General features: G+C 60.4%; 22 protein-coding genes and 2 pseudogenes. 8 read left to right on the top strand and 16 right to left on the bottom strand.

Annotated features, from left to right (window positions below; translation table 11 throughout):
* Positions 1-9: 9 nt before the first annotated feature.
* Both MUN80_RS17100 and surE read right to left on the bottom strand, forming a co-directional pair.
* Positions 10-869, bottom strand: a pseudogene (locus MUN80_RS17100) (DUF1028 domain-containing protein).
* Between the two features lie 252 nt (positions 870-1,121).
* Positions 1,122-2,015, bottom strand: coding sequence for a 5'/3'-nucleotidase SurE (surE, locus tag MUN80_RS17095; RefSeq protein ID WP_262922012.1), 894 nt, complete (start codon positions 2,013-2,015; stop codon positions 1,122-1,124).
* A 130-nt stretch (positions 2,016-2,145) separates the two neighbouring features.
* On the opposite strand from surE, the gene MUN80_RS17090 reads away from it, so the two are divergent.
* The 5 genes from MUN80_RS17090 (at position 2,146) to MUN80_RS17070 (ending at position 7,210) form a co-directional block, all read left to right on the top strand.
* Complete coding sequence (locus MUN80_RS17090; RefSeq protein ID WP_244714683.1) at positions 2,146-2,796, top strand: hypothetical protein; 651 nt, start codon at positions 2,146-2,148, stop codon at positions 2,794-2,796.
* A 141-nt stretch (positions 2,797-2,937) separates the two neighbouring features.
* Positions 2,938-3,372, top strand: a complete 435-nt coding sequence (locus MUN80_RS17085) for a DoxX family protein (protein ID WP_244714682.1) — start codon at positions 2,938-2,940, stop codon at positions 3,370-3,372.
* A 165-nt stretch (positions 3,373-3,537) separates the two neighbouring features.
* Complete coding sequence (locus tag MUN80_RS17080; RefSeq protein WP_244714681.1) at positions 3,538-5,301, top strand: M14 family zinc carboxypeptidase; 1,764 nt, start codon at positions 3,538-3,540, stop codon at positions 5,299-5,301.
* A 131-nt stretch (positions 5,302-5,432) separates the two neighbouring features.
* Positions 5,433-6,329, top strand: a complete 897-nt coding sequence (locus MUN80_RS17075; RefSeq protein WP_244714680.1) for an ABC transporter ATP-binding protein — start codon at positions 5,433-5,435, stop codon at positions 6,327-6,329.
* Between the two features lie 119 nt (positions 6,330-6,448).
* Positions 6,449-7,210 carry an ABC transporter permease gene (locus tag MUN80_RS17070; RefSeq protein ID WP_244714679.1) on the top strand — a complete coding sequence of 254 codons (762 nt, stop codon included), beginning with the start codon at positions 6,449-6,451 and terminating at the stop codon, positions 7,208-7,210.
* A gap of 77 nt (positions 7,211-7,287) precedes the next feature.
* Here MUN80_RS17070 and MUN80_RS17065 read toward each other — a convergent pair whose 3' ends face one another.
* The 13 genes and pseudogenes from MUN80_RS17065 to MUN80_RS26125 all read right to left on the bottom strand — a co-directional run bounded on the left by MUN80_RS17065 (position 7,288) and on the right by MUN80_RS26125 (position 20,173).
* Complete coding sequence (locus MUN80_RS17065) at positions 7,288-8,088, bottom strand: hypothetical protein (protein ID WP_244714678.1); 801 nt, start codon at positions 8,086-8,088, stop codon at positions 7,288-7,290.
* A gap of 222 nt (positions 8,089-8,310) precedes the next feature.
* On the bottom strand, positions 8,311-8,532 hold the full coding sequence (locus tag MUN80_RS17060; protein WP_244714677.1) for a hypothetical protein: 222 nt from the start codon (positions 8,530-8,532) through the stop codon (positions 8,311-8,313).
* A gap of 201 nt (positions 8,533-8,733) precedes the next feature.
* Positions 8,734-9,981 carry a bifunctional 3,4-dihydroxy-2-butanone-4-phosphate synthase/GTP cyclohydrolase II gene (locus MUN80_RS17055; RefSeq protein WP_244714676.1) on the bottom strand — a complete coding sequence of 416 codons (1,248 nt, stop codon included), beginning with the start codon at positions 9,979-9,981 and terminating at the stop codon, positions 8,734-8,736.
* Between the two features lie 729 nt (positions 9,982-10,710).
* Positions 10,711-11,880, bottom strand: a complete 1,170-nt coding sequence (locus tag MUN80_RS17050) for a glycosyltransferase (protein WP_244714675.1) — start codon at positions 11,878-11,880, stop codon at positions 10,711-10,713.
* Positions 11,881-11,906: 26 nt separating this feature from the next.
* On the bottom strand, positions 11,907-13,133 hold the full coding sequence (locus MUN80_RS17045; protein WP_244714674.1) for a glycosyltransferase family 4 protein: 1,227 nt from the start codon (positions 13,131-13,133) through the stop codon (positions 11,907-11,909).
* 299 nt (positions 13,134-13,432) lie between these two features.
* Positions 13,433-14,251 (bottom strand): potassium channel family protein, encoded by an 819-nt coding sequence (locus MUN80_RS17040; RefSeq protein ID WP_244714673.1) that lies wholly within the window; start codon positions 14,249-14,251, stop codon positions 13,433-13,435.
* Between the two features lie 71 nt (positions 14,252-14,322).
* Positions 14,323-14,367: pseudogene (locus MUN80_RS26215) on the bottom strand (hypothetical protein); the annotation flags it as partial.
* Between the two features lie 208 nt (positions 14,368-14,575).
* On the bottom strand, positions 14,576-16,666 hold the full coding sequence (gene dnaG / locus MUN80_RS17035; protein ID WP_244714672.1) for a DNA primase: 2,091 nt from the start codon (positions 16,664-16,666) through the stop codon (positions 14,576-14,578).
* 390 nt (positions 16,667-17,056) lie between these two features.
* Complete coding sequence (locus MUN80_RS17030) at positions 17,057-17,902, bottom strand: DUF4097 family beta strand repeat-containing protein (RefSeq protein WP_244714671.1); 846 nt, start codon at positions 17,900-17,902, stop codon at positions 17,057-17,059.
* Positions 17,902-18,771, bottom strand: coding sequence for a DUF4097 family beta strand repeat-containing protein (locus MUN80_RS17025; protein ID WP_244714670.1), 870 nt, complete (start codon positions 18,769-18,771; stop codon positions 17,902-17,904). Before MUN80_RS17025 ends, MUN80_RS17030 begins: the two co-directional genes overlap by 1 nt.
* Entirely contained in the window at positions 18,719-19,639 is a 921-nt protein-coding gene (locus MUN80_RS17020) for a HEAT repeat domain-containing protein (protein ID WP_244714669.1), read from the bottom strand. Before MUN80_RS17020 ends, MUN80_RS17025 begins: the two co-directional genes overlap by 53 nt.
* Before the next feature lie 10 nt (positions 19,640-19,649).
* On the bottom strand, positions 19,650-19,859 hold the full coding sequence (locus MUN80_RS26130) for an RNA polymerase sigma factor (protein ID WP_311136296.1): 210 nt from the start codon (positions 19,857-19,859) through the stop codon (positions 19,650-19,652).
* Positions 19,838-20,173: an RNA polymerase sigma factor gene (locus MUN80_RS26125; RefSeq protein WP_311136244.1), complete on the bottom strand. Its 336-nt coding sequence runs from the start codon at positions 20,171-20,173 to the stop codon at positions 19,838-19,840. The genes MUN80_RS26130 and MUN80_RS26125 overlap by 22 nt, the downstream gene beginning before the upstream one ends.
* Before the next feature lie 273 nt (positions 20,174-20,446).
* Here MUN80_RS26125 and MUN80_RS17010 point away from each other — a divergent pair, with 273 nt between their 5' ends.
* Positions 20,447-21,550 carry an Mrp/NBP35 family ATP-binding protein gene (locus tag MUN80_RS17010; protein ID WP_244714668.1) on the top strand — a complete coding sequence of 368 codons (1,104 nt, stop codon included), beginning with the start codon at positions 20,447-20,449 and terminating at the stop codon, positions 21,548-21,550.
* 134 nt (positions 21,551-21,684) lie between these two features.
* Complete coding sequence (locus tag MUN80_RS17005) at positions 21,685-22,017, top strand: NifU family protein (protein WP_244714667.1); 333 nt, start codon at positions 21,685-21,687, stop codon at positions 22,015-22,017.
* Positions 22,018-22,633: 616 nt separating this feature from the next.
* On the opposite strand, the gene MUN80_RS17000 is transcribed toward MUN80_RS17005, so the two are convergent.
* A complete protein-coding gene (locus MUN80_RS17000) occupies positions 22,634-23,218 on the bottom strand; it encodes a hypothetical protein (RefSeq protein WP_244714666.1) in 585 nt (194 codons plus the stop codon).
* A 176-nt stretch (positions 23,219-23,394) separates the two neighbouring features.
* Here MUN80_RS17000 and fahA point away from each other — a divergent pair, with 176 nt between their 5' ends.
* A complete protein-coding gene (fahA, locus tag MUN80_RS16995; RefSeq protein WP_244714665.1) occupies positions 23,395-24,678 on the top strand; it encodes a fumarylacetoacetase in 1,284 nt (427 codons plus the stop codon).
* Positions 24,679-24,735: the final 57 nt, after the last annotated feature.

Here is a 24,735-nt window from a genome sequence, read left to right as displayed (position 1 = left end):
CGGAGCGGATTACTTCAGGCTCAGAATCTGTTGCAGCTCGGCGGCCGACACGGTCAGTAGCCCCACCTTGGGCAGCCGCTCGGTGAGGGTGCGCCAGTTAGGTTCCTGCTTGAAAATGGGTTTCAGCAAGGCCAGCGCGGCGGGCAGCTGCTGCTTGTTGGCCAGGGTAATGGCGTGCCAATACTGCATTTCCAGGTTCTTGGGAAACATCTTCTCGGCCGCCTGATATTCCTCAATGGCCTTGGGCATGTCGTTCTTCTCCACGGCCAAGTCGCCGGCATTCATGTGCTCGTAGGCGCGGGTCAGGCGCAGCAGGCGGGCCAGCTCGGGCAGCGGCGCGGCATTATCCTCCACGCGCAGGTCGATGAGCCGGTCGTCCCAGGGCGCGGCGGTGGCTTTGCCGCGCACCACCAGCAGGGCCGCCGACTGCCGCCCACGAATGTCGCCGCCCGCAGCTTCGGCCGCCTCCAGCGCCGACAAAACCCGCTCGGCGAAGGGCAGCTGGGCATTTTTCTCATAGGCCTGGGCCATGGCGGGCCACACCTTGTCGGTGAGCATCATGTTGGCCTGCACCGAAAACTGCTTGCCCTGCTGGTGACCGGCCATATCGACGCACTTCTTGCCGGTGTGGGTGGCCACATTGCCCTGGGCATCCAGAATGGCCACTTGGCGCACGTCGCGGCCTTCGTCGGTAGCCAGCAACTCGTCGAGGGCCTGCTGAGCCGTTTTGCCGCTTTTGAGCAAGGCCAGGCCACGGGTGCCAAACGACTTATTGGTAAATGACTGGGTAGCCACCACTCCCACCCCGGCCTCCCCCACGATACGGCCGTGCCCACCGAAAACCAGTGACTTTGCACGGCCACGGCCATGTCGCCGGTGGCAGGGTCGCGGGCCACAATGGAGTAGGTGTGGGCCAGCGGATCGGTGGCGGTGTAGACCTGGGCCGTGGCGCGCTGGCTCAGGCCCAGGGCCAGCAGAGCCGCCACAAAAAAGCGGGGTTTCAGCAGCATCAGAAAGAAAAGCAGAGTGAATTGGGTGGGGAAGATAACGCACAAATGCCGTTTTCGGGGCTGAACCGCAGTTCTACCCCAAAAACGGCATTTGCGTTGGCAGTTTCAGATTTACTTCTTGCTGGCTTTCTTGGCGGCCGGCACTGCTTTGGCCGCCTTGGCCGGTTGGGGCGAGGTAGCCTTTTTCGTGGCCACTTTGGCTTTCGGCTCGGCTTCGTCCAGGGCCAGCTGCCACTGCTCGTTCATCTGGGTCAGGCCGTGCAGGGCGGTCAGGTCGAACTGGCAGGGCACAATAGAAATGTAGTTCTGGCTCAGGGCAAACTCGTCGGTGTCCTCGCCCTGGTCCTCGTTCACGAAGTTGCCAATCAGCCAGTAGTAGGGGCGCTTGTGCGGGTCGAGGCGCACGTCGAACTCCTCGGCCCACTTGGCCCGGGCCTGGCGGCAGAGCTTGGCTCCGGCAATGGGCTGGGCCTGCTTCTTGGGAAAGTTCACGTTCAGGGCCGTACCCACCGGAATGCCGTTTTGCAGCGCCTGGCGGGTAATGTGCTCGACCCACTCCTCGGTGTGGGAAAAATCGGCCTGGTGACCGTAGTCGCAGAGGGAAAAGCCGATGGCGGGCAGGCCTTCAATGGCGGCTTCAATGGCGGCCGACATCGTGCCCGAGTACAGCACATTTACCGAGGAGTTGGAGCCGTGGTTGATGCCCGACACGACTAAGTCGGGCTGCCGGTCCTTGAGCACCATGTGCTTGGCCAGCTTTACGCAGTCGGCGGGCGTGCCGCTGCACTCGTAGGCCTCGATGCCCTCGAAAATGGTGCTCGGGTCGAGGCGCAGGGAGCTGCCGATGGTAATGGCGTGGCCCATGCCCGACTGCGGGGAGTTCGGCGCCACGACTACCACTTCGCCGATGCGGCGCATCACGCGCACCAGCATGGCAATACCGGGGGCCGTAATGCCGTCGTCGTTGGAAATCAGAATCAGCGGTTTGCGGGGTTTGGCAGGCACGGGCGGCTTGGGTTAAAGGTCAGAAAGTACGGGCAAAGGTAGACAAGGTGGCGGTTTGGCCGGTTACTACTACGTTAAGCCGGGCGTAATGTCAACGCGCCGCGGGTTACGCCCGTATTTGCTGCCAACCATGACCAACACCACCTATCTATACGGCGCCCTGCTGCTGGCCGCCCTCAGTGCCTGCGACTCGGCCTCCAACCGTACTCCGGCCGCCTCTTCCGGCTCGGAAGCGCCGTTTGCCGGCGGCTCAGGTGCTACGGACCCGGCCGCGCTCAGCCCCTCGGCCACCCGCCTGCCCGACTCCCTGCATCTGATTAGCCCGAGTCAGGTGGGGCGGCTGCGCCTGAATATGAAGGAACGGGAGTTGCTGGCCGTGGTGCCCGCCGCCCAGCTCACCAAAACCAGCTACACCTATAAAGGAACCGCCTACCCGGCCTACCGCCTGCGCGACGCCCAACAGCCCCAGGCACCCGAAACGGTGCTGGAGTTTATTCGCAGCGGGGCCGACTCGGTCATGACGCTGCGCCGCATCCGCGTCTACGACCCGCAGTACCGCACGGCCGAGGGCATCGGGGTAGGGTCGCCGTTTGGGGCGGCCCGGCAGGTGTACGGTCTGACGCGCGTGCGCCAGGACGAGGACGATTTTGTAGCTATATCCGGTCAGATGCGCATTGGCTGGATTCTGGACGAGAAATCCTTGCCGACGGGCCACGGCAATGACCTGAGCACCGCCGACATTCCGCCCGCCACCCGCATTATTGGGGTGCGGGTGCGCTAGCGCAGTGCCGGCCCGGCCTGAGCTCGGCGCTAGCACTTATGGGATTCTATCATAATTCTTGTACTTTGGCAACGATGGTGGCTTTGCTATATACCCTCGCGCCACCCCCGCCCCGCCTTTTAGCTCGTCCTTTCTTCCCCTATGGTCCTGTTTGAAAACCGCTACCGCACGCACGATATGGGCTTGTTACTGCTCCGTATCGGCATTGGGGTGATGTTCACCATTCACGGCTATCCTAAGCTGATGGGCGGCCCGGCAATGTGGACTCAGGTAGGAAGCGTGATGAAAATGCTGGGTCTGAACTTTGCTCCCGCGGCCTGGGGCCTGCTGGCGGCCGTGGCCGAGGCCGTGGGCGGACAGTTACTGGCCCTGGGGTTGTTTTTCCGCATTGCCTGCCTGCTGCTGCTTATCACCATGATTGTGGCCACGCTGATGCACGTGCTCAGCGGCGACGACTTCAACGCCTATTCCCACGCCCTGGAATCGGCGTTTCTGTTTCTGGGCCTGCTCTTTGCCGGCCCCGGCCGCTTCAGCCTCGACCAGGCGTTGTTCCCGGCCCGCCGCCGTTTGTATTAGCGCCAATTCTATCGGCGTTCTTGCTTTCACGCAGTGTTTCGCCGTGGTCCGTTGAACGACACGGTGAGCCACGGCGAAACACTGCGTGAAATTTTACTTAGGAAGCAAAGCCCCCCAACTGGTAGTTTAATTCTAGCTTCGCGGCTCTTTGCTACTTTCGTTTGCATGCTCGCCTTCCTGCTTTCCACGCTCCTGGCCGTTTCGGCCCCCACTGCCCCGCGGCCCGCGGCCGACTGGCGCACGCCTTTTGAAAAAGGCAACGGCAATATCACCACCACCCACGCCGAGTGCATTGCCTATTACCAGCGCCTAGACGCGGCCTACCCCGAAATAACCCTGCGCGAGACCGGCACTACCGACATCGGCCAGCCCCTGCACGAAGTGGTAGTATCGCTCGATGGCGACGCGGACCCGGCCTCGGTGCGGCAGAAAAACCGGCGAGTGGTCTTTATCCAGAACGGCATTCACCCCGGGGAGCCCGAAGGCATCGACGCGGCTATGATGCTGGCCCGCGACTACGTGCAGAAAAGGGAGCTGCGCCGGCAGCTGGAAAACGTGACCCTGGTTATCATCCCAATTTACAACGTGGATGGCTCTTTGGTGCGCAACTCTACCACCCGGGCCAACCAGAACGGGCCTGAGAGTTACGGCTTCCGCGGCAACGCCCGCAACCTGGACTTGAACCGCGACTATATCAAGCAGGACTCGCGCAACGCCCGCGCCTTTGCCCAGCTGTTTCAGCGCTGGCAGCCCGACGTGTATGTAGACACCCACACCTCCGACGGGGCCGACTACCAGTACACGATGACGCTCATTGCCACCCAGAAGGACAAGCTCCACCCGGTGCTCAGCCAGTATCTGCAGCGCCGTTTGCTGCCGGCTTTGTACGCGGGTATGGACAAGCGCAAAATGCCGATGACGCCTTACGTGGACTTCGAGGGTCGCACGCCCGACGCCCGCGGCCTGCAGGGCTTTCTGGAAACCCCGCGCTACTCCACCGGCTACACCACCCTGTTTAACACCATCGGCTTCGTGACCGAAACCCACATGCTGAAGGCCTACACGCCCCGGGTGCGGGCCCAGTACGACTTCCTGGACTTACTAGTGCGCTACGTGCACCAGGACGCTGCCGCCCTGGCCGAGGCCCGGCAGCAGGCCCAGCAGCAGCTTCAAACCCAGACGCAATTCCCCCTGGCCTGGGCCATTGACACGACGTCGTTCGAGAAAATCAGCTTCCGGGGCTACGAGGGCAAAACCAAGCCCAGCGCCGTGAGCGGGCAGCCCCGCCTCTGGTACGACCGGCAGGCGCCCTACACCCGCCAAATCAACTATTACAACACCTTCCGGCCCACAGTGAGCGTGGCGCGGCCTCAGGCTTACATCATTCCCCAGGCCTGGGGCGAAGTGCTGGAGCGCCTGCGCCTGAGCGGCGTGCAGCTCAAGAGCCTCACCCGGGACACCACGCTGACCGCCGAGGTCTACTACATTGCCGACTACAAAACCGGCCAGCGGCCCTACGAAGGCCATTACCTGCACAACAAAGTAGAGCTGCGCACCGAACAGCAGCCCCTCACCTTCCGCCGCGGCGACTTTGTAGCCTCGCTCGACCAGCCTGCGGCCCGCTACCTCGTCGAAACCCTGGAACCGCAGGCCACCGACTCTTTCTTCGCCTGGGGCTTTTTCGACGGAATTCTGCAGCAGAAAGAGTATTTCTCCGACTACGTCTTCGAAGACGTGGCCGCCGAGCTGCTCAAGCGTGACCCAGCCCTGCGGGAACGGCTGACTAAGCTGCAGCAGGCCAATCCTGCCTTTGCCGCAAGCGGGGCCGCCCAGCTCGACTTTATGTACCGCCAGTCGCCCAACTACGAAAAGTCCCACCTGCGCTACCCCGTCGTGCGGTGGCAGGGCGGCAAGCTGCCGCTTGAATAGTTATTAGTTACTCATTATCAGTTGTTAGGAGTTATTTGTTGGTTATAGCGTGCTTATGCCTGACAACTAACAACGAGCAACTCATAACTGAAATAACTAACAACTGACAACCAATAACTAACAACTAACGCATGGCTGTTCTTGAGCTCGATAATCTTTCCAAGCGCTACGGCGGCACCACGGCCTTGCGGGGGCTGACCTTGCAGGTGGAGGAAGGCAGCGTGTATGGCCTGCTGGGGCCCAACGGTAGCGGCAAAACCACCACGCTCGGCTTGGCCCTGGGTGTGCTGCAAGCCGATGGCGGGGCGGTGCGCTGGTTTGGACAGCCCTTGTCGTCGCAGAGCAAGCGGCGGGTGGGGGCCTTGCTCGAAACGCCCAACTTTTTCCCCTACCTCTCGGCCCGCCAAAACCTGCTGCTGGCCGCCGACGTGAAGCGCGCCGACCCGCGCACTGTGGACGCTGCCCTGGAAATGACTGGCCTCGCCGCCCGGCAGCACGACGCTTTCCGGGGCTTTTCGTTGGGCATGAAGCAGCGCCTGGCCCTGGCCTCGACCCTGCTCGGCACTCCGGATGTACTGGTCCTCGACGAGCCCACCAACGGCCTCGACCCCCAGGGTATAGCCGAAGTGCGGGAGCTGATTCAGCGCCTGGCCGCCCAAGGCAAAACCATTCTCATTGCCAGCCACCTGCTCGACGAGATTGAAAAAGTATGCACCCACGTGGCGGTGCTGCAGCGCGGGGAATTGCGTACGGCCGGGCCGGTAAGCAGCATCCTGGCTTCCTCCGACCGGGTAGTGCTGCGCGTGGAGCCTGACCTGAATCCGGTTTCCCTGTTGCACGCCTTGGGCCAGCTGCCCTGGGTGAGCGACGTGCGCCCCGAAACCGGCGGGGGCCACAGCGCCGTGCTAGCCCCCGGCCATACCCCGGCCGAGCTGAACCGGACCTTATTTGCCAGCGGCGTCGTGCTGGCCGGCCTCGAAGTACGCCACCGCAGCCTCGAAGCCCAATTCCTGGAACTCACCAAATGAGGTGAAATAGTGAGTTGGTGAACTGGTCAGCTGTCGTCCAAATTGCGCAGCTTGCGCCAAACAGCGCCATCAGAACACTAAACTCACCAATTCACCATCTCACTATTTCACTGCTTTATATGTTTCGCGCTGAGCTTCGGAAGATTCTGCCCTACCGCACCGTCTGGGTTATTTTGCTGCTGTACGTGGTGCTGCTGGCCGGCTTCGTGTCGGTGGGTGGCAGCGTGACCGTGAACGGGCAGCAGCTGGGCAATACGCTCTACGCCTTTCCCGAGCTCTGGAGCCGCCTAGCCTACGTGGCCAGCTACTTCAACCTGCTACTGGGCATTCTGCTCATTATCCTGATTACCGACGAGTTCCAGTTCCGTACCTTCCGCCAGCAGGTCATTGATGGCAGCTCGGTGGCGGGTTTGGTGCAGGGCAAGCTGGCCGTATCGGGGCTGCTGGCGCTGTATGGCGTGCTGGCCGTGCTTGGCGTGGGCTTCTTCTTCGGCCTCACCCGCTCGGCCGAAACTCTGGGACGGGCCACCGAAACCATCGGCGCGGTGCTGCTCTACGGCGTGCAGGCCCTGGGCTACGTGTCGCTGGCCGGGCTGCTGGGCTTTTTGCTGCGCAAAGCCGGCCCGGCCTTTCTGGGCTTTTTGCTCTACGCCTGGGTTGTGGAGCCCCTGCTGCGCTTCGGCACCCCCGACCAGCTTGACCGGTTCTTTCCTGTCAAGATTCTGGACAGCCTCACCCCTACGCCCGGTCGGGAGCTGCTGGCTACCGTCGCGGGGCCGTCCAGCGCCCTGTTGCCCACCCAGGCCGCACCCCTAGCCCTGGCCTACATCGGTTTGTTCTGGCTGCTGAGCTACTTGCTGCTGCGCAGCCGGGACTTATAAGCCCGCCGCTTCCTGTCCACAAAAAAGGAGCCCTGACGAGTAGTCGGGGCTCCTTTTTTGTGGAATAAACTGATTGACTACTGCTTCGGCTGCAGAGAATTGGCATAGTTCACGATGAAGGCCAGTTCCCGGGCATCAGTGAAGTCGAGCTTGTTGTCCTTGGCGTACTGCTCGATTTGCTTGGCCTGTTGGCGAAAGGCGGCCAGCAAATCTTTCTTCGGGCTGCGTAGGGGCAGCACGTTGCCATTGGGCAAGCCCAGGTAAAAGGCATCCTTGATTTCGCGGTAATATGAAGTGCGGGGAACCCCATACGGGTTGCCGTAGCCATAGCCGTAGCCGCCGTACATAGGCCCGTTGTTCATGACGCGCTCCACCAACGCCTCCCGCCGCAGCAGGATGTTGGGCCCGCTGCTGAGCTGCTCAAAAAAGGCCGGCGACTTAAAGTCGCTGTAGTCCTTGTCGTGGTTCCAGCGGTAGGTCCGGAACACGCGCACCAGGCTGGTGTCGGTTTTTTCCAAAAGGCGGCGCGGCGGCATGTCGTAGTAGGGGCTGCCGCGGTAGAAGCCAGAACGGGTGTCGTAAAAATCTTGGTAGACCAGGTTGTTGTCGCGCTTGGCGGCCTTCACGGCAAAGCTCTGCACGGCCACCGCCGACAACGTATTAACCGTGTTATCAGGCATAGTGAGCAGGATAACGTCCTCGTTGCGGTGCAGCGCCAGCGGACCACGCAATGTGTCGCCAGTGGTCAGCAGCACGGTGCTGCCCGCAAACTGCTGGGTGAAGCTGGCCCGCTGCTGGGCGTGGGCCCCGACACTACCACCCACGGTGGCCGCCAGGGCCAGCAGGCTAGAAACAAGGGAGTAACGCAGTCTTTTCATAACGGAAGAAAGATACCCTAAAAATCGGTTTTCATCCACCAGCCAGGCTTGTATCAAGTGCGGCAGCGCCACGAAAAAGCCTGGTACCGGCAGTTGCTTTCGTAACCATTACGGTTAGGCGCGGGTTCACGCGGCCCACGGCTTTTGCGCGGCCCGGCTTCCGCGCCCCCGTGGGGCACGGCCCGCTCGTGGGGGTGTATCGTTTTAGTACCCAGCAGCGAGTTACTGCTCCAAGGCCTGCAGGTAGTACTCGTGAACCACAATATGCTCGGGCAGAACCGAGTGCGAAGAATAATACAGATCGACACCGAATTCGTGGACCTGGTACTGGGTAACGGCGTACGTAGCCTCGTAACGGATGGCTAGAAAGGCACCCTGCGTTAACACAATCTGTAGCTGCTCGGCTAGGGGAAGGCCACAAAACGATTCCTGAGTGAGTGACATAATTGTAGCAACTAAGTAGGCAATCTGCTATATAGAATACCTACCTAACGCCGCTTTTGCTCAATAGCTGCATCCGCCGACAAATTCCTTTGGCACTTTCCCGAGCTGCGGGCCGCGGCCCGCACGCAAAAGGCCCTGTACTGCGCGAGTACAGGGCCTTTTGCGTTGGTCAATTAGTCAGTGACGACCAAAACTTTGTGGTTACCCGACCGGCACGGCCGAGTCGGGGTCGGCATGGGGCTGGCGGTCCTTGGTCAGGATGGTGTGGCCGAGTTTGTCGCGCTTGGTCGTTAGGTAACGCTCGTTGTGGGCGTTGGCGGCAATTTCAATCGGCACCGTGTCCACGATTTCCAGGCCGTAGCCCACCAGGCCGGTGCGCTTGCGGGGGTTGTTGGTGAGCAGGCGCATCTTGCTGATGCCCAGCTCACGCAGGATTTGGGCGCCCACGCCGTAGTCGCGCTCGTCCATGCCGAAGCCCAGTTCCAGGTTGGCTTCCACCGTGTCGCGGCCCTGCTCCTGGAGCTTGTAAGCCCGCAGCTTGTTCAAGAGGCCGATGCCGCGGCCTTCCTGGTTCATGTACACAATCACGCCGCGGCCTTCGCGCTCGATCTGCTCCATGGCGCGGTGCAGTTGGGGGCCGCAGTCGCAGCGGCAGGAGCCGAAAATGTCGCCCGTAACGCAGCTGCTGTGCACGCGCACCAGCACGGGCTCGTCGCCGCTGATGTCGCCTTTGACCAAGGCCAGGTGCTGGGCGTTGGTGGAACGCTGAGTGAAGGCAATCAGCTCGAAGTCGCCGTGCTCGGTAGGCAGCTGCACCGCAATTTCACGGGTGATGAGGCTTTCCTTCTGCAGGCGGTACTTAATCAGGTCCTGCACCGAAATCAGCTTCAGGTTCCAGCGCTTAGCCACTTCCTGCAAATCGGGCAGGCGGGCCATTTCGCCGTCTTCCTTCAGAATCTCGACCAGCACACCAGCCGGCTCGAAGCCCGCCAAGCGGGATAGGTCGATGGCGGCTTCCGTGTGACCAGCGCGGCGCAGCACGCCTTCCTTGCGGGCCTTGAGCGGGAAGATGTGGCCCGGCTTGCCCAGTTCCTCGGGCTTGGTGTCGGGGTCAATCAGAGCCAGGATGGTTTTGGAGCGGTCCGAAGCGGAGATGCCGGTCGTCACGCCGTTTTTGAGCAGGTCGATGCTCACGGTAAAGGGCGTGGAGTGCAGGGCCGTGTTGCGGCCCACCATCAGCTCCAGGCCGAGCTCCTCGCAGCGCTGCTCGATGAGCGGAGCGCAAACCAGGCCGCGGCCGTGGGTGGCCATAAAGTTGATGACCTCGGGCGTGGCACAACGGGCGGCGCAGATAAAGTCGCCTTCGTTTTCGCGGTCTTCGTCGTCCACTACTATTACCACTTTGCCGGCGCGGATATCGGCAATGGCATCTTCAATCGAGTCAAGCATGAGATTGGGGGAGCAGGAGAGTAATGCCCCGGCAGCATAACCACCGACGGCGGCGCGAAGTTACGAGGCTTCAGTTATCTTCTCGGCGTGGGCTCTGGAAATGGACTGTGCAACCCATTTCAGCACCCTACACCCTAGCGTACTACTTCCCGCGCAGTAGGCTTAGTCAACCAATTGCGCTATCTGGTCCGATTCAACCCACACTGCCAGCACGTCCACATCTATTTTACGGATGAACTAGCGGGTTTTCACCGACGCTTTGATCTTGGGCAATCAGCCGAGCGGTGAAGCGGCCCTACTCATGATACTCTAAGCCAAGCTCATAATAGTTAATGATGCACAGCTTGAGCGGGGGATTGTCGGCACCGAGCACGAAGTGAAGGAAGTTGTAGCCCTACCATTCGCCGAACACAAAGCCGCCAGCCTCCAACATGCTATAGCTTTCAGCCAGCCGGGCACGAGCAGACTCCCGGTTATACGTCAGAGCATCAAGCCGAAAGTCCTGGTCGAGGCAGTTTAGAGTGGTGAGGCCGCACCACTTCAGAAACAGACGGTAGGCAAGCGGAAACGGAACGCCAGAAGCTTGTTTCTGCGTGGCTATTTCGGCTTGGGAGCAGCTAGGTTGTAAAAAGCCTGCAGAGACATAGGTGTTTGTTTAGATGTAGCCAACCCCAGTTCAGTAGGCTCAACGGCAAAACCTGTGTCTGCCTCGCTTGCCGCAACCCGCCCCTACTCCCCAAACAGCGCTTCGAGCTTGCCAGTGGCGGCGGCCCAGTTGTAGTGCTGGCGCACGAAGGCCTGGCCGCGGGCAGCCAGGGCCGCGGCGGCTTCGGGCTCGGCAAGCAGCTGGCTGATGCCGGCGGCTAGTTCGGCGGCCGCCTCCCCCACTAACAGATCCTGGCCAGGCACGCCGCGCAAAGCGTTGTTAGCCAAGGGCGTCGTGAGGCAGGGCAGGCGCATGGCCATGGCTTCGAGTAGCTTGTTTTGCAGGCCGGTGCCCACCCGCATGGGCGCCACAAACACCCGGGCCGCCGCGTAGGCGGCCCGGATATCAGGTAGCCAGCCGCTGATAACCACGGCCTCGGAGGCCAGGGCCAGAACCCGGGGCGCGGGCGTGGTGCCGGCAATGAGCAGGCGGGCTTTGGGGTGCTGCTGCCGCACCAGGGGCAGGATTTCCAGGGCCAAGAACTCGGCCGCGTCCACGTTGGGGTGGTAGCTCATGTTACCGCAGAATACCAGCTCGTATTCTTTGGCCGTGTCGGTGGGCTGGAAAAAGTCGGTATCGATGCCGTTGAGCACCACGTGAATCTGCTGGCGGCGCGGGTGGTTGATGAGCTGGCGGTCCTGATCGGAAATGATGGTGTGGTGCCCGAACCACTCAAACACGGCGGCCTCGTAGGCCAGCAGGCGGCGGGCTTCGAGGCTGATGATGGGCCGCTGCCAGCTCGGGGCCTGGGTGGCCCGCCGCTGCATGCCGGCCGAAAACACGTCCATGTAGTCGAGCGTCATAGCATAGCGGCCGGCGTGGGGCCGCAGGTACTCGGCCATCCGGATAAGCTGGCAATACACGTGCGCGGGCTCAAATTCCCAGAGCAGGGTGTCGAGGCGGCGCTGAGCGGCCGTATCGTAGAAGTAGCCCACCTGGGCCGGCAAGCCCTTGACCAGCGCCCGGGCCATGTTCAGGGCAATACCAGGCTTACCCAGCGCGTGTACATGCAGGCCGCCCCGGCACAGAGGGCGCACGGCCGCGTACGACTCCTCGGTCACGGGCTCGTCGGTGAGGGCCAGCAGGCAGATTTCGTGGTGGCGGGCCAGGTGGCGCAGCTGGTGAAAGGCGCGGAGCTTGTCGCCCTTATCGAGCGGGTACGGAAACCGGGACAGCAGAACGAGCAGCTTCATCAGGTGGGAATCGGGAGGGTCGGAACTTAGCCGCGCGGGGCGAGTTGGGCGCGGCTCTGGGCGATGCTGTACAAATCGAGGAAGCCCTCCATGACCCGGCGGTTGTCGTAGAGGCGGGCAATGGTGCGGGCGGCCTCCTGCCCGATGGCCTGCTGGCCGAGCTCCCCGTAGTAGTAGCGGCGCAGAAACTCTACCCAGGCCGAGGGCTCGTCGCCGAGGACAATGTCGAAGCCGTTGCGCACGAAAATGCCCTCTGAGCCCAGCCCGGTGCTGATAATACACTTGCCCAAGGCCATGCCCTCGATAATCTTGATGCGCATGCCGCCGCCCGAGAGCAAAGGCACTAGCATTACCTCGTACTGTTGCATAAACTCGGCGGCCGACTCCACGAAGCCGTGCACAATGACATTCTTCCTGGTCAGGCCCTGCAAGCGGGCGGGCGTGTTTTTGCCGGCAATGTGCAGCTCTAGCCCGGGCAGCTGCTCGTGGGCCTGGGGCCAGACGTGCTCCAGAAACCAGTCGAGGCCTTCCAGGTTGGGCAGCCAGTCCAGGGAGCCTATCATAAACAGTGTCCGGGGCTTGGCCTGGATGCTGGGATTGACCTGGAAACGGGCCAAATCGACGCCGGCGGGCACAAACACGACGGGCTCGGGGCAGCCCAACGCCCGCAGACGGCGCTGGTCGGGCTCGGTAATGGCGGCCACCGCGTCGAAGCGGGGCAGGAAGTCTTCCTCGAATTTCTTTAGCCCCTTGGCCAAATGGCGCAGGTACAGGCGCTTGAGCGGGTTGGCCTCGCCCTGGGCCAGCATCTGCCAGATAGTGTACTCCACGTTGTGAGCCCGCAGCACCACCGGCAGCTTGGAATTCTCGCGCTTGATGACGTCGACGTACCAGGCGACGAAGGTGCCTTCCACCTGCACCACGTCGAACTGCTCGGTGCGCAGGAGTTCCACCAGCCGAGCCTCCACCGCCGGACTGATAAAGCGCTCCACGTTGTAGGGCACCGTGCCCACAAGCAGGTTGCGCAGGGCCTTCACCGGCGAAAGGCGGGTATCGACGGGCACCGTGACGAGGCGCACGCCGGGCAGGTGACTCAGCACCGTGTCGGGCTGGAAGTGCTTGGGCGTGTTGATGGCCAGCACCGTGACCTGGTGGCCCGCGGCAGCCAGGCCGGCCGCCACGTCGTGCATGGCAATAGCCCCGCCATCATGGGGTGGAAACGGAACGCGCGGACAGAGTTGAAGAATATGCACTACGGAAGACAAACGGTAGAGAGCAGGCAGGGCGGAGGGCAAAGCTACGCAGAAGCCTCCGGATGGGCACCCCACCCCAACCCCTGCCCTCCGGGAGAAGGACTTATTTTACTGGTACAACGCCTTTCTGCGCCAGGCTTCGGCAGCCTTTCTTTTCTGCCGGCCTGAAACAGAATACCCACGTCCGGCAACTGAAGCAAGCTTTCCGGGGAAGGATTTTGACCGCAGCAGTGCGCCACCGGCCCTACCGCCAAGCTAAACTAGGCCCCTCTCCCGGAGGGGAGGTGGCTGGGGTGGGGTTACACCCGAAACTGCACGGCCAGGGCGTGAATCTGCTCCTCGGTGCCCAGCACCAGCAGTACGTCGCCGGGGCCGGGGCGGGTGTCGGCGCTAGGACTGACGGTAAACTCGCCAGTGCTTTGCTTGAGGCCGATGACGGTGGCCCCGGTCCGGGAGCGGATGTCCAATTCCCGGATGCTGAGGCCCTGGTAGCTGCGCTGAATCTCGCGGTAGCTGAGCTCTTCGAGCCGCAGCTTGTTGGGTCCCAGGCCGTTCATCATTTCCAGAAAGCGGATTACCTCGGGCCGCATCACCAGGTTGGCCATGTGGGAGCCCCCGATTTCGTCGGGCATCACCACTGAGTCGGCTCCGGCGCGCAGCAGCTTGCTTTCCGAGGTTTTGAGGCTGGCGCGGGCAATGATTTTCAGGTTCGGATTCAGCTCCCGGGCCGTGAGGGCCACAAATACGTTGTCGGCATCCTTGGGCAAGGCCGTAATCAGGGCCCGGGCCCGGCGGATGCCGGCAGCCAGCAGGGTTTCGTCGGTAGTAGCGTCGCCGATGACGGTGGCAATGGCCCCGCTCCCATTTTCCGAGGCATCGCGCACCAGCTCGGGACTTTGCTCCACGACTACCACCGTGGCCCCGTTGGCCCGCAGCTCGTGGTAAGCCTTGCTGCCGTTGCGCCCGAAGCCGCAGACGATGACATGGTCGTGGTAGCCCCGGATTTCTTGGTCGGTCTTAAACATCTTGAAAATAGTACGCAGCTCGCCGTCAAAGATATAGGTCGTGAGTACCGAGACGAGGTAGGCAATGACCAGCAGGTTAAAGAAAATATACACCGACACGAACAGCCGCCCCGCCCCGAGAGCGGGTGCAACTCGCCGAAGCCCACCGTGGAGATGGTAATCATCGTCATGTAAAGCGCATCGAAGAAGTTGTAGCCCTCGATGGTCATAAAGCCGATGATGCCCGTCGCAAATCCGCCCACGGTCAGCAGCACGGCAATGACGAAGCGGCTCAGATTAGCGCGTTTCCACATGTAGGTTGGTTTCTATTCAATAGGTGCCATCTCGCGTGCAATGGTAAAATCAGTTACTACTGCACGCGAAATGTCTCCCGATGGTCGACAGGACGGGCTCATTGGCTGAGAAGCCTTCCATCGCCTACCCATTTACCCGCGGAATGACCGTGCCGAGCATGTTGCCCAAATCGTCGTCCATCTTCTTGAGCAGCTTGATGGTGTGCAGGGTTTCGAGCAAAGCCAGCTCGTCCATGGGGTGGCGCAGGGCTTCGAGGCGGATAGACAGCTCGCGCTGCACGTTCACCTTGTTGAGGCGCAGAATGGCGTTGTCGCAGGCCTGCTGAAGCTGGTCGACTTCCCGGGGCACGTAGATCTGGTGGGTGCTCCAGTTGGGGCTCAGCTCGTACTTCTCGGTAGCCAGGTCGCTGACCAGCATGCGGATGTCGCTGCGGCCGTGCTGGATAAAGGTGCGCACCTCGGGCCAGCGGCCTTCCTCCATTTCCTGGCGGCAAAGATGGAGCAAGTCGGCGTAAATCGGGGTCTGGATGGGCGTTTCCTCCAGCTGCCCGAAGATGTACTGAGCCACGGCTAGGTCCTCAGTAAGTGGCTGGGCGGCGTAGAGCAGCAACAGGCGCACCACTTCCCGCTCACAGGCCTGCAACACGTCGGGCACGGGTTCCACGTCGGTGTCGGCCTCCGCGCCGGAGCCGCCGGCCGCGGCCAGCTCGTCGGGCGTGGCGCCGTACATGGCCATTTCGGCCTCTTCCTCGGGGCTCAGGCCGCCGCTGGCTGCCGGCTGACTCGAGCTAGGTGGCGAGTATGGGCGGCTGCCCGACTGCGGTCGGTTGCCGGCCCCGCTCCCACTGCTTTGGCTTCCTTGGCTGCCCTGCCCGCCGCTGGGGGCGGCACGCTGGGAATCTTTCTTGACGAGCTTATTATACTCGGTGATGAGCACCTGCTCGTCGATGGCGAAGGTGGTGCTGGTTTGCTGCAAAAACACCTGCCGCTTGATCGGGTCGGGCACTTTGGCAATGCTCTGGAGCACCTCCCGGATGGCTTCGGCTTTCTTTACCGGGTCGTGGGCCGCTTCCTGCGACACTAGCCGGGTCTTGAAGGAAATGAAGTCCTGGCTGTTCTTATCCAGGTACTCCTTGAAGCGCTGGTCGCCAACTTTACGGATATAGCTGTCCGGGTCGTCGCCGTCGGGGAACAGCACTACGCGCACGTTCAGGGCGCCTTCGAGCAGCATGTCGATACCGCGCAGGGAGGCCCGGATGCCGGCTGCGTCGCCGTCGTAGAGCACCGTTACATTGTCGGTATAGCGCCCGATGAGGCGAATCTGGCTTTCGGTGAGCGAAGTGCCCGACGAGGCCACCACGTTTTTGATGCCGCCCTGGTGCAGGCTTAGCACATCGAGGTAGCCTTCCACGAGGTAGCACACCTCCTCGGTCCGAATGGCCTGCCGGGCCTGAAACAGCCCGTAAAGCACATCCGACTTGTGGTAAATGTCCGACTCGGGTGAGTTGAGGTACTTGGCCGTCTTGTCGTTGGCCTTGAGCGTGCGGGCCCCAAAACCAATGACCCGGCCTGAGACGTTGTGAATCGGGAACATGACCCGGCCCCGGAACCGGTCGTAGCGCCGGTTGGGGTCGTCCTCGCGCACGATGGTCAGGCCGGTTTTCTCCAGGTACTTGGCCTCGAAGCCTTGTTTCTGGGCGGCCTTGAGCAAATCGTCCCACTGGTCGAGGGAGTAGCCCAGCTCGAAGGTTTTGATGGTGGTCTGGTTCAGGCCGCGCTGCATCAGGTAGCTCAGCCCGATACTCTCCCCTTCTTCCGACTCGTGGAGCAGCTTCTGGTAGTGGTCCTTGGCCCAGTTGGAGACGATGAACTGAGAGTCCTTCTCGTTCTGGACGAGCTGCTCCTCGGGCGTCTTTTCCTCTTCCTGGATGTCGATGCCGTACTTTTTGGCCAGGTACTTCAGGGCCTCCACGTAGCTGGTGCCCTCGATGTCCATGATGAACTGCACCACCCCGCCGGCCTTGCCGCAGCCAAAGCACTTGTAAAGCCCTTTGGCCGGCGCCACCGAGAAGCTAGGCGACTTTTCGTGGTGAAACGGGCAGCAGGCCCACATATTCTGGCCCTTGCGCTTCAGGGTTACGAAGTCACCCACCACCTCGACGATGTCGGCGTGGTGAATGATCTGGTCAACGGTTTCTTTCGGGATACGGGCCAAGGGTACTCGGGGCAACAGGTTTCAAGGACGCGGGAACGGGTGTACGAAGGTACGAGGTTCGGAGGGCAGAAAGCTAGAATTTCGTTTGGGGGTCCGGGCGCGAATTCGGGGCCGGTGGGCTGCTTAAAACAGCGAAAGGCGGCCCCTGCTCGTGCAGAGGCCGCCTTTCCTAGGGTTGTCAGCCGCTTTTTCGCCCAGCTGCGGCCGACGGTTTCTACCGTATCGGGAGCCCGCCACTCACAAGCGGACCGCCAAGACGCCTCGGGGGTGTTGCAGCAACCCGGCAGCGTGGTAGAGCACTGGTTTCTTTTTTCCCATAGCGGTAACCCGGGGTGGAAGGTTACATAAAAATGCAGGCCTCTTCGCAGATTGCAACCACTTCAGGGGAGCTTACTTAGCCTTGCGCAAATAGATGTTGCCCATCAACGACTTCATCATAATCTCGGCCCCGCCCCCATTGAGCTTGCCGTAGGTCCAGCTGTCGATGTTGAGGCGGTAGACGCCGTCCTGGGTGGTGCGGTTGACCTTGGTCGGAGCCTTGTCGGGGGCCAGATCAAAGTCGCTATAAACCTCGCCCTGGTCCGATTTGAGCTTCAGCGAAGCCTTGGCCGCGGGCGGTAGCGTCACGTCCACGGCGCCGTTGACGGTGGAAAAAGCCATGGGCGCGCCGGCCGTTACGGTCTTGAAGAAGGCCTTGATAGGGCCATTGACCGTGTTGGCTACTGCCGAACCCGAAACCTGCCGCATAACGATGGCTCCGTTTACGTTGCTGAGCTCCAGTTCCCCGTTCACGTTTTCCACCACAATGTCGCCCTCATTCACGGTTTTGAGTTGCAGGGAAAACCGCTGCGGCACTTTGACGGTCATGTGGATGGGCTGTTGCCAGGAGTTGGTCTTGACGTAGACCTTGTTGTCTTTTTCCTCCACCGTCACGTCGAAACCGGGGTTAGGAGAAATACGCCGCAGGCCCTTGGCACTTTCCTTTTCGTCCTCGTCCCGGTCGTCATCGTCGTCGCGTGAGCGGCCGGGGCTGCTGACGTCCACCACGACGTCCTTGCCGCCGTAGCCCACCACGCTGATGGAGCCATTGACCAGTTTTACGCTCAGCAGGCCGGGCTTGCCGGGGGCGCTCAGGGGCACCACGAGTTGCTCCTTGCCCTGGGCTGCAGCGGTGAGGGAAAGAGGAAATAGGAGCAGAAGCACGCCGGCCCGAAGCCGGCAGAAGAAGGTTTTCATTAGGGTCGTCGTTTGATGGTCACGTCGCCGTTGAGGGTCTCGAAGCGGAAGTCGTTGCCGCCCTTACCCAGCCGCACGGCCGTGCCTTTGGAGAGTTTATACCTGGTGCCGCCGGTGCTGCTTTCCTTGTTTTGCACTACCTGCACCGGCAGGTTTTCCACGTTCGGGAAGTCGGTCAGCAGCTCGCCGTGCATGCTTTTGAAGCGCACGTCGGCGGCCACGTCGGCCGGGTACTGCACGGTGATGTCGCCGTTGATGGTGCTGTAGCGGCAGCTGCCGGTGGGGCTGCTGGCGTAGGCCGCGTCCACGTTGCCGTTGATGGTGGCCGCGTCGGTAGTGCCCTGCACGTTCTTGAGCGTCACGGCCCCGTTGATGTTGTGGGCCTTGAGCGGGCCGCTGACGTCCTGCACCGTGACGGCCCCGTTATTGATGGTCGACACGTTCAGCGTCATCTGGCTGGGCACTTTGATGACGTACTCAAACGTGTAGTGGTACTCGATGTCGTCGTGGTTGAAATGGCGGCCGTTGCGGCGGGGCCGGGAGTCGTAGGGGCCGGCCATGTAGGCCACGATACTGTCGTTGCGCTGCAGAAAGCCCGGTACGGCCTCCTTTTTACCCCGCTCCAGGTCGGCCTCGTTGTCGGCCCGGATGAGGCGGGTTACTTCCACTACTACTTTGTTGCCGCTGGTGCCCTGCACGCGCACCGGCCCGTCAATGTTGTACACGGCCAGCACGCTGCGGGCGGGGTCGGCGGTGAGGGTGAACTCGCGGCTGACCTGCTCTCGGAATTCGCGTTTCTGAGCCTGGGCCTGGCAGCTAGACAGCAAGACCAGCAGGGCTATTAGGCTGGGATGAATAAGTAGTTTCATGAGATGGTTCGGTCGTTGAGGGCGCGGCAGCGGGCCGGCCAGTGGAAAGGTGTTTGATGCTTTCTTCAATCTTGCTTTTGACAGCCTCGTTCAGGTCGGGCTGCTGGAGCAGGCGGCGCAGGGGCTGCACCGAGCGGCGTTCCTGCAGCTGCACCATCACGTCGGCCAGGGCGCTCTGCACCAGGGGCGAATCCTGGTTTTTGAGAGCTTGTACCAAGCCCATCCGTACCTTAGGCTCGTGGGCCAGCTGGGCCAGGGCTTCGAGGGTAGCCAAGCGCACATTCACGTTTTCGTCGTGATTGAGCGTGCTCAGCAGGGCTTCAATTACCTTGTCGTTGGCCCCACTCAGTTCCTTGGTGTAGCTCACGGCCCGCAGCCGCTCGGTGGCCGAGGGGTTTTCGATGAGCGAGAGCAGCATCACCTGCCGCATCTGCTCCACCTGGCTGGTCAGGGCCGCCAGTTGCTGCTGGTCGACCGAGGCCGGAGCAACTTTCGGGCTGCTACGGAGCCAGTAGCCCGCCGCCAGGCCCACCACCAGCAACCCCAGACCGTAGGCTAGGCGCAGGGCCGGACCAGGCACCAGCAGAGCCCGCAGTTTTTCCCAGAAGCCCACCAGCTTGGCTTGCGGCGTCGACTCCATTTCTTCTTTATAAGAAGCCAGCATCGAGTAAAAGGCTGGGCGCAGGTTTTCACTCGGCGCGGGCTCGGGCTCGGCGCCCAGGGTTTGCCACACCCGGCGCACGGCCTGCAGCTCCTCCTGACAATCCGTGCACTGGGCCAGGTGGGCATCCAGGCGGGCCTGTTCGGTGGCGTTGAGCTCCAAGTGTAAGTAGTCAATCAGCTGTTGCTGAGCTTGCTGGCAATTCATGTCCATCCCGTCAGTTTTCAATGCGCAGGTAAATTGTTTTCAACTCGTTCAGGGCCCGGTGCACCCGCACTTTCACCGCGCCTTCGGTTGTATTCATCACCCGGGCTATTTCCTCGTACTTGAGCTCCTGAAACCGGCTCAGGATGAGCACCTCCCGGTTTTCGGCGCTCAGCCGGCCCAGGGCCTTGTGCAGGGTAGCTACTTCCTGCTCGCGCTGCAGCCCTTCGTCGGCCCGGGTGCCCCCCCGATTTTCTCGGCGAAGTCCTGCACGTCGGCGTGGTGGGTGCTGTGGCGGTTTTTCTTGATGTGGTCGGCCAGTACGTTGCGGGCCAAGTGGTACATCCAGGTCCGGAACTCGCCCTCGCCGGTGTAGGTGTGCCGGTATTTGAGCATGCGGTAAAACACGGTCTGCACCAAATCTTCGCTGGTATCCGCGCGGCCCAGCATGTGGTAGAGAAAGGAATACAGCTTGCGGTGGTAGCGCTCAAAGAGCAGACCCATCCGGTCCACATCCCCGGCCTTGACCCGGAGCATAAGCGCGTTATCTGACAGCGAGTCCAACCGGAGTAGAGGTGGTAGGTGGTGGGTTATTTGGTTGTGGACACCGCCCTGCGAGGGGAAGGTTACAGCAAAGCAGAAATTATTTTTTGACTTGGCAGCATGCGTCAGCAAAACGTCATGTCTCTCGCTGGTCGACATGACGTTCTTAGTGGACTGTATCTGCTTCCCTTTTTATAAAGCCAGCCTGGCAACTTCCACCCGCATTTGTGGGTTATCTTTGCACCCTGCATTCTGCATTTCTGACCTATGGCTATTACCAAAGAAGACGTCCTCAAGGCCCTGAGCTACGTGGAAGAGCCCGATCTGGGCAAAGACCTCGTGACCCTCAACATGATTGAGGACGTGCATATCGACGGCAAGACGGTGTCGTTTTCCGTGATTCTGACCACGCCCGCCTGCCCGCTCAAGGAGCTGATTCACAACGCCTGCGTGCGCGCCATCCATACGATGGTCGACAAGGACGCCGACGTGAAAGTGAACCTGACCTCGCGCGTCACTACCGCCCGGGCCGCCAACTCGGCCGTGCTTAACGGCGTCAAAAACATCATTGCCATTGCCTCTGGTAAAGGTGGCGTGGGTAAAAGCACCGTCACAGCCAACCTGGCCATTGCCCTGGCTCGCACCGGCGCCAAGGTCGGCCTCGTCGACGCCGATATTTCCGGCCCCAGCATGCCCGTCATGTTTGGCGTAGAAGATGCCCGCCCCCACGTATTCCAGGGCCCCGACGGCCGCAACCTGATTCAGCCCATCGAGAAGTTCGGCGTCAAGCTCATCAGCATCGGCTTTTTGGCGCCTTCCGATAGCGCCATCGTGTGGCGGGGCCCCATGGCTTCCTCGGCCCTGAAGCAGTTCATCACCGAAGTGGATTGGGGCGAGCTGGACTACCTGCTGCTCGACATGCCCCCCGGAACCTCCGACATTCACCTTACCCTGGTGCAGACGGTGCCCGTAACCGGCGCCCTCATCGTAACCACGCCCCAGAAAGTGGCCCTGGCCGATGCCCAGAAGGGGTTGCAAATGTTCCGCCAGCCCCAGATCAACGTGCCCGTGCTGGGCATCGTGGAGAACATGGCCTGGTTTACGCCCGCCGAGCTGCCCGACAACCGCTACTACATCTTCGGCGAAGGCGGCGGCAAGGCCCTAGCCGACAAGCACGAAGTGCCCCTGCTGGGTCAACTGCCGCTGGTGCAGAGCATCCGTGAAAACGGCGACTACGGCACGCCCGCCATTACCCAGCCCGGTACGCCGGCTGCCATTATGTTTGAGCAACTGGCTGAGGAACTGGCCCGGCAGGTGTCCATTCGTAACGCCGTGGCGCCCCGGACGCAGGTGGTTGAAATGAAGTCCTAAGCTCGACTATACTTCCTGCTTTTCCCGTATTGGGTAACTTTGTGGCCTTTCCCGGTGTTATTTCCGAGCCAGCCGAAAGCTGTATCTTTACCCGCCTACCCCCTGATTCCGGCGTCAGGGTCAATTTACTTCCCATGAATTCTACCGCTGTTTTAGAGCATCCTTTGTTGTCCCGCGTCGAGCAGGCCCTGGACACGATTCGCCCCTACCTGGCGGCCGACGGCGGCAACGTACGCGTGCTGAACATCACCGACGAGCTGGTGCTCCAACTGGAGCTGATGGGTGCTTGTGGCACCTGCCCCATGTCGCCGATGACGCTCAAAGCCGGCGTGGAAGAGTCGGTAAAAAAGGCCGTACCCGAAATCATCCGGGTAGAGGCCATCAACGGTACTCCCTTCGCCGAGCAGCCCGCCGGCCAAACCGGCCACCCCGTGTCGCCGGCTCCGGTGCCCACGCCGGAGTTTTAGATTTGCTTATTAAGTTGAAAAGCCAGCTTCCTTGTGGGGAGCTGGCTTTTCTGTTTATTACGTTCTTACGCCCTTCTCAGCCGTCGTAGGCACTATTCAAATGAATAAAGCCCTTTGCCTGATTGCTATTCTATATTGTTTAACGGTGCAGGATATCAAAGCCCAGGCTACGAGTAGCTATGAGCAAGCGGCTTTCATTTTTTGTTTAGATAGTGTACTGGCAAAAAGCAACCTTAAAGCATGGATCTATTTCTCGGGTAAGACAAACAATAGCCTTACTCAATCCTACTTTTACAGTAAATCATGCTTCAATCAGATAAACAGTCGTTTGCAATCAAATGAAGGCCAAGCCGAATCTAAGGTTATTACCATCCCTACCCATATTAAGTATATCAAAACATCAAAAAAGCAAACAATAAAAAATTAAGAATGGAAGTATTCAACTCAATAGAAATTGAAAACATTCATTATGTGCGAATCAGCATTATCAAGAGACACGACAGCGCCGCGCATTATTTCTTTATGCTAAATAAAGACCAAAGTATTGTTAAGTGGTGCTATATTCCTGAAATATTTTAAACATCGTTTCTTGTCACTGCTGTCAGTTTTAAATGTACTAATCTGACCAATGAAAGAAAAAATCAAAAACTTCATATGGCTTATCAGCAAGCACGGTCCTAATTCCAATATTAAAATCAACTTGTTGTGCAAGCTCTTCCTTTGTTAGCAGGCTGTACATGTATATATCAAATACACCTTTTACTTTCTCAATTTCTTCCCTCCATAATTCAGCATCAACCTCGTCGATACTTTTGGATCTTATAAACCCTGATGATCCACCTACATATTTCCCATTCTCTTCCGACACGGACCACTCAGAGGCTCCATAATACCAATAAGGAACCAGGTTGGAAACATAAATCAAAATTCCTTTTGTCCAGTGGGTCAGTCTGTTTTTATACTGCTCCGTCTTTATGCCGGACCCATCCTTTTTAGAAATTTTAATAGTTATGTAGGAGCCAAATCCACTGCCATAATAGGTAAAGTCAGGCTCTACGAGCAATTGATAATTATCTTTAATCCTGCCTACAATTGCTTTGATATAATTTTCAACTTCCGAAATACTACCGGTAGTAAATGGAAAAAACTCCCCCATTACCTTATCCTTAGCCAGTTGTTTTAAGAACTCTTCGCTGTACATGCTTACTAGGTTATTTGGCCTTGCTTCAGATGTAAAAGTACCCTGTAGGCTACTGCTACTGCTCTTGGTCAGGGAGCCACGGCCCAAGGTAGCCGCTTCCCCGGATTCCGCCTAACAGCCGCGCCGTTCAGCTCCCTACCCTATCTTTGCCCATCACCCTACGCTATTCCTTTCCTATGCCCAACCCGAATAACCCGGCCCTGCACTCCTGGATTGATATTGCCCCAACCAGCGACTTTCCCATTCAGAACCTGCCCTTTGGTGTGTTTGAAACTCCAGAACGCGGCCCGCGGCTGGGCGTAGCCATCGGCGACTACGTGCTGGATTTATACGCCGTGAGCCAGTTCGGCTTTTTTCAGGACCTCGATATTCCGACCCAGCCCAAGGTGTTCCGCCGCCGCTCCCTGAACCAGTTTATTGCCCTGGGCCGGCCGGTGTGGCGGGCCGTGCGCCTGCGCGTGTCGGAGCTGCTGCGCCACGACAACGGCGAGCTGCGCGACAACGAGGAAGCCATGCGCAGCTGCCTCGTGCGGCAGAGCGAGGTGCAGATGCTGCGCCCGGTGAAGCCCCACAACTACACCGATTTCTACTCCAGCATTGAGCACGCCACCAACGTGGGCATCATGTTCCGCGACCCGGCCAACGCTTTGCTGCCCAACTGGCGCCACATCCCGATTGGTTACCACGGCCGGGCCAGCAGCATCGTGGTCAGTGGCACCGATATTCGCCGGCCCAATGGACAGCGCAAAGCTCCCGATGCCACGGCACCCACGTTTGGACCCTCGCAGCAGCTGGACTTTGAGCTGGAAGTGGCCTTCGTGTGTGGCAAAAGCACTGAGCTAGGGCATTCTATTCCGCTGCAGCACGCCGAGGAGCACATTTTCGGACTGGTCTTGTTCAACGACTGGAGTGCCCGCGACATTCAGAGCTGGGAATACGTGCCGTTGGGGCCGTTTCTGGGCAAGAGCTTCGGCAGCAGCGTTTCGCCCTGGGTGGTGACGCTCGACGCGCTGGAGCCCTTCCGCACGCCCGGCCCGGTGCAGGAACCTGAGCCGCTGCTTTACCTGCGCCAGGTAGACCAGCACAACTTCGATATTAACCTGGAAGTGGGCATTCAGCCCGCTGGTGCGCCCGAAACCACCGTGTGCCGCTCAAATTTCCGCTACATGTACTGGAGCATGGCTCAGCAGCTGACCCACCAAGCCAGTAATGGCTGCAACCTGCAAGTCGGCGACTTGTACGCCAGCGGCACCATTAGCGGCCACACCCCCGACTCATTCGGCTCGATGCTGGAGCTGGCCTGGAAGGGCACCAAGCCCCTGACCCTGACCGACGGCTCGGAGCGTAAGTTCATCCAGGACGGCGACATGGTAACCATGCGCGGCTTTGCCGAAAAGGACGGAATCCGCATTGGCTTTGGGGAAGTGCGTGGCACGGTGCTACCGGCCAACCCGCTGTAACGCACTCGATACTTTACTGCCGAATAAAAAGAGCCGCTGGAATCTTCTGACGGCTCT

This window comes from Hymenobacter cellulosivorans, assembly GCF_022919135.1.
Lineage (GTDB): Bacteria > Bacteroidota > Bacteroidia > Cytophagales > Hymenobacteraceae > Hymenobacter > Hymenobacter cellulosivorans.
This window is presented reverse-complemented; position numbering and strand designations above follow the sequence as displayed.

Excerpts from the sequence above, each read along its gene's own strand:
- MUN80_RS17090 (WP_244714683.1), top strand. The coding sequence starts at position 2,146 with ATGACCAACACCACCTATCTATACGGCGCCCTGCTGCTGGCCGCCCTC.
- MUN80_RS17085 (WP_244714682.1), top strand. The coding sequence starts at position 2,938 with ATGGTCCTGTTTGAAAACCGCTACCGCACGCACGATATGGGCTTGTTA.
- MUN80_RS17080 (WP_244714681.1), top strand. The coding sequence starts at position 3,538 with ATGCTCGCCTTCCTGCTTTCCACGCTCCTGGCCGTTTCGGCCCCCACT.
- MUN80_RS17075 (WP_244714680.1), top strand. The coding sequence starts at position 5,433 with ATGGCTGTTCTTGAGCTCGATAATCTTTCCAAGCGCTACGGCGGCACC.
- MUN80_RS17070 (WP_244714679.1), top strand. The coding sequence starts at position 6,449 with ATGTTTCGCGCTGAGCTTCGGAAGATTCTGCCCTACCGCACCGTCTGG.
- MUN80_RS17065 (WP_244714678.1), bottom strand. The coding sequence starts at position 8,088 with ATGAAAAGACTGCGTTACTCCCTTGTTTCTAGCCTGCTGGCCCTGGCG.
- MUN80_RS17060 (WP_244714677.1), bottom strand. The coding sequence starts at position 8,532 with ATGTCACTCACTCAGGAATCGTTTTGTGGCCTTCCCCTAGCCGAGCAG.
- MUN80_RS17055 (WP_244714676.1), bottom strand. The coding sequence starts at position 9,981 with ATGCTTGACTCGATTGAAGATGCCATTGCCGATATCCGCGCCGGCAAA.
- MUN80_RS17050 (WP_244714675.1), bottom strand. The coding sequence starts at position 11,880 with ATGAAGCTGCTCGTTCTGCTGTCCCGGTTTCCGTACCCGCTCGATAAG.
- MUN80_RS17030 (WP_244714671.1), bottom strand. The coding sequence starts at position 17,902 with ATGAAAACCTTCTTCTGCCGGCTTCGGGCCGGCGTGCTTCTGCTCCTA.
- MUN80_RS17025 (WP_244714670.1), bottom strand. The coding sequence starts at position 18,771 with ATGAAACTACTTATTCATCCCAGCCTAATAGCCCTGCTGGTCTTGCTG.
- MUN80_RS17020 (WP_244714669.1), bottom strand. The coding sequence starts at position 19,639 with ATGAATTGCCAGCAAGCTCAGCAACAGCTGATTGACTACTTACACTTG.
- MUN80_RS26125 (WP_311136244.1), bottom strand. The coding sequence starts at position 20,173 with ATGCTCCGGGTCAAGGCCGGGGATGTGGACCGGATGGGTCTGCTCTTT.
- MUN80_RS17010 (WP_244714668.1), top strand. The coding sequence starts at position 20,447 with ATGGCTATTACCAAAGAAGACGTCCTCAAGGCCCTGAGCTACGTGGAA.
- MUN80_RS17005 (WP_244714667.1), top strand. The coding sequence starts at position 21,685 with ATGAATTCTACCGCTGTTTTAGAGCATCCTTTGTTGTCCCGCGTCGAG.
- MUN80_RS17000 (WP_244714666.1), bottom strand. The coding sequence starts at position 23,218 with ATGTACAGCGAAGAGTTCTTAAAACAACTGGCTAAGGATAAGGTAATG.
- fahA (WP_244714665.1), top strand. The coding sequence starts at position 23,395 with ATGCCCAACCCGAATAACCCGGCCCTGCACTCCTGGATTGATATTGCC.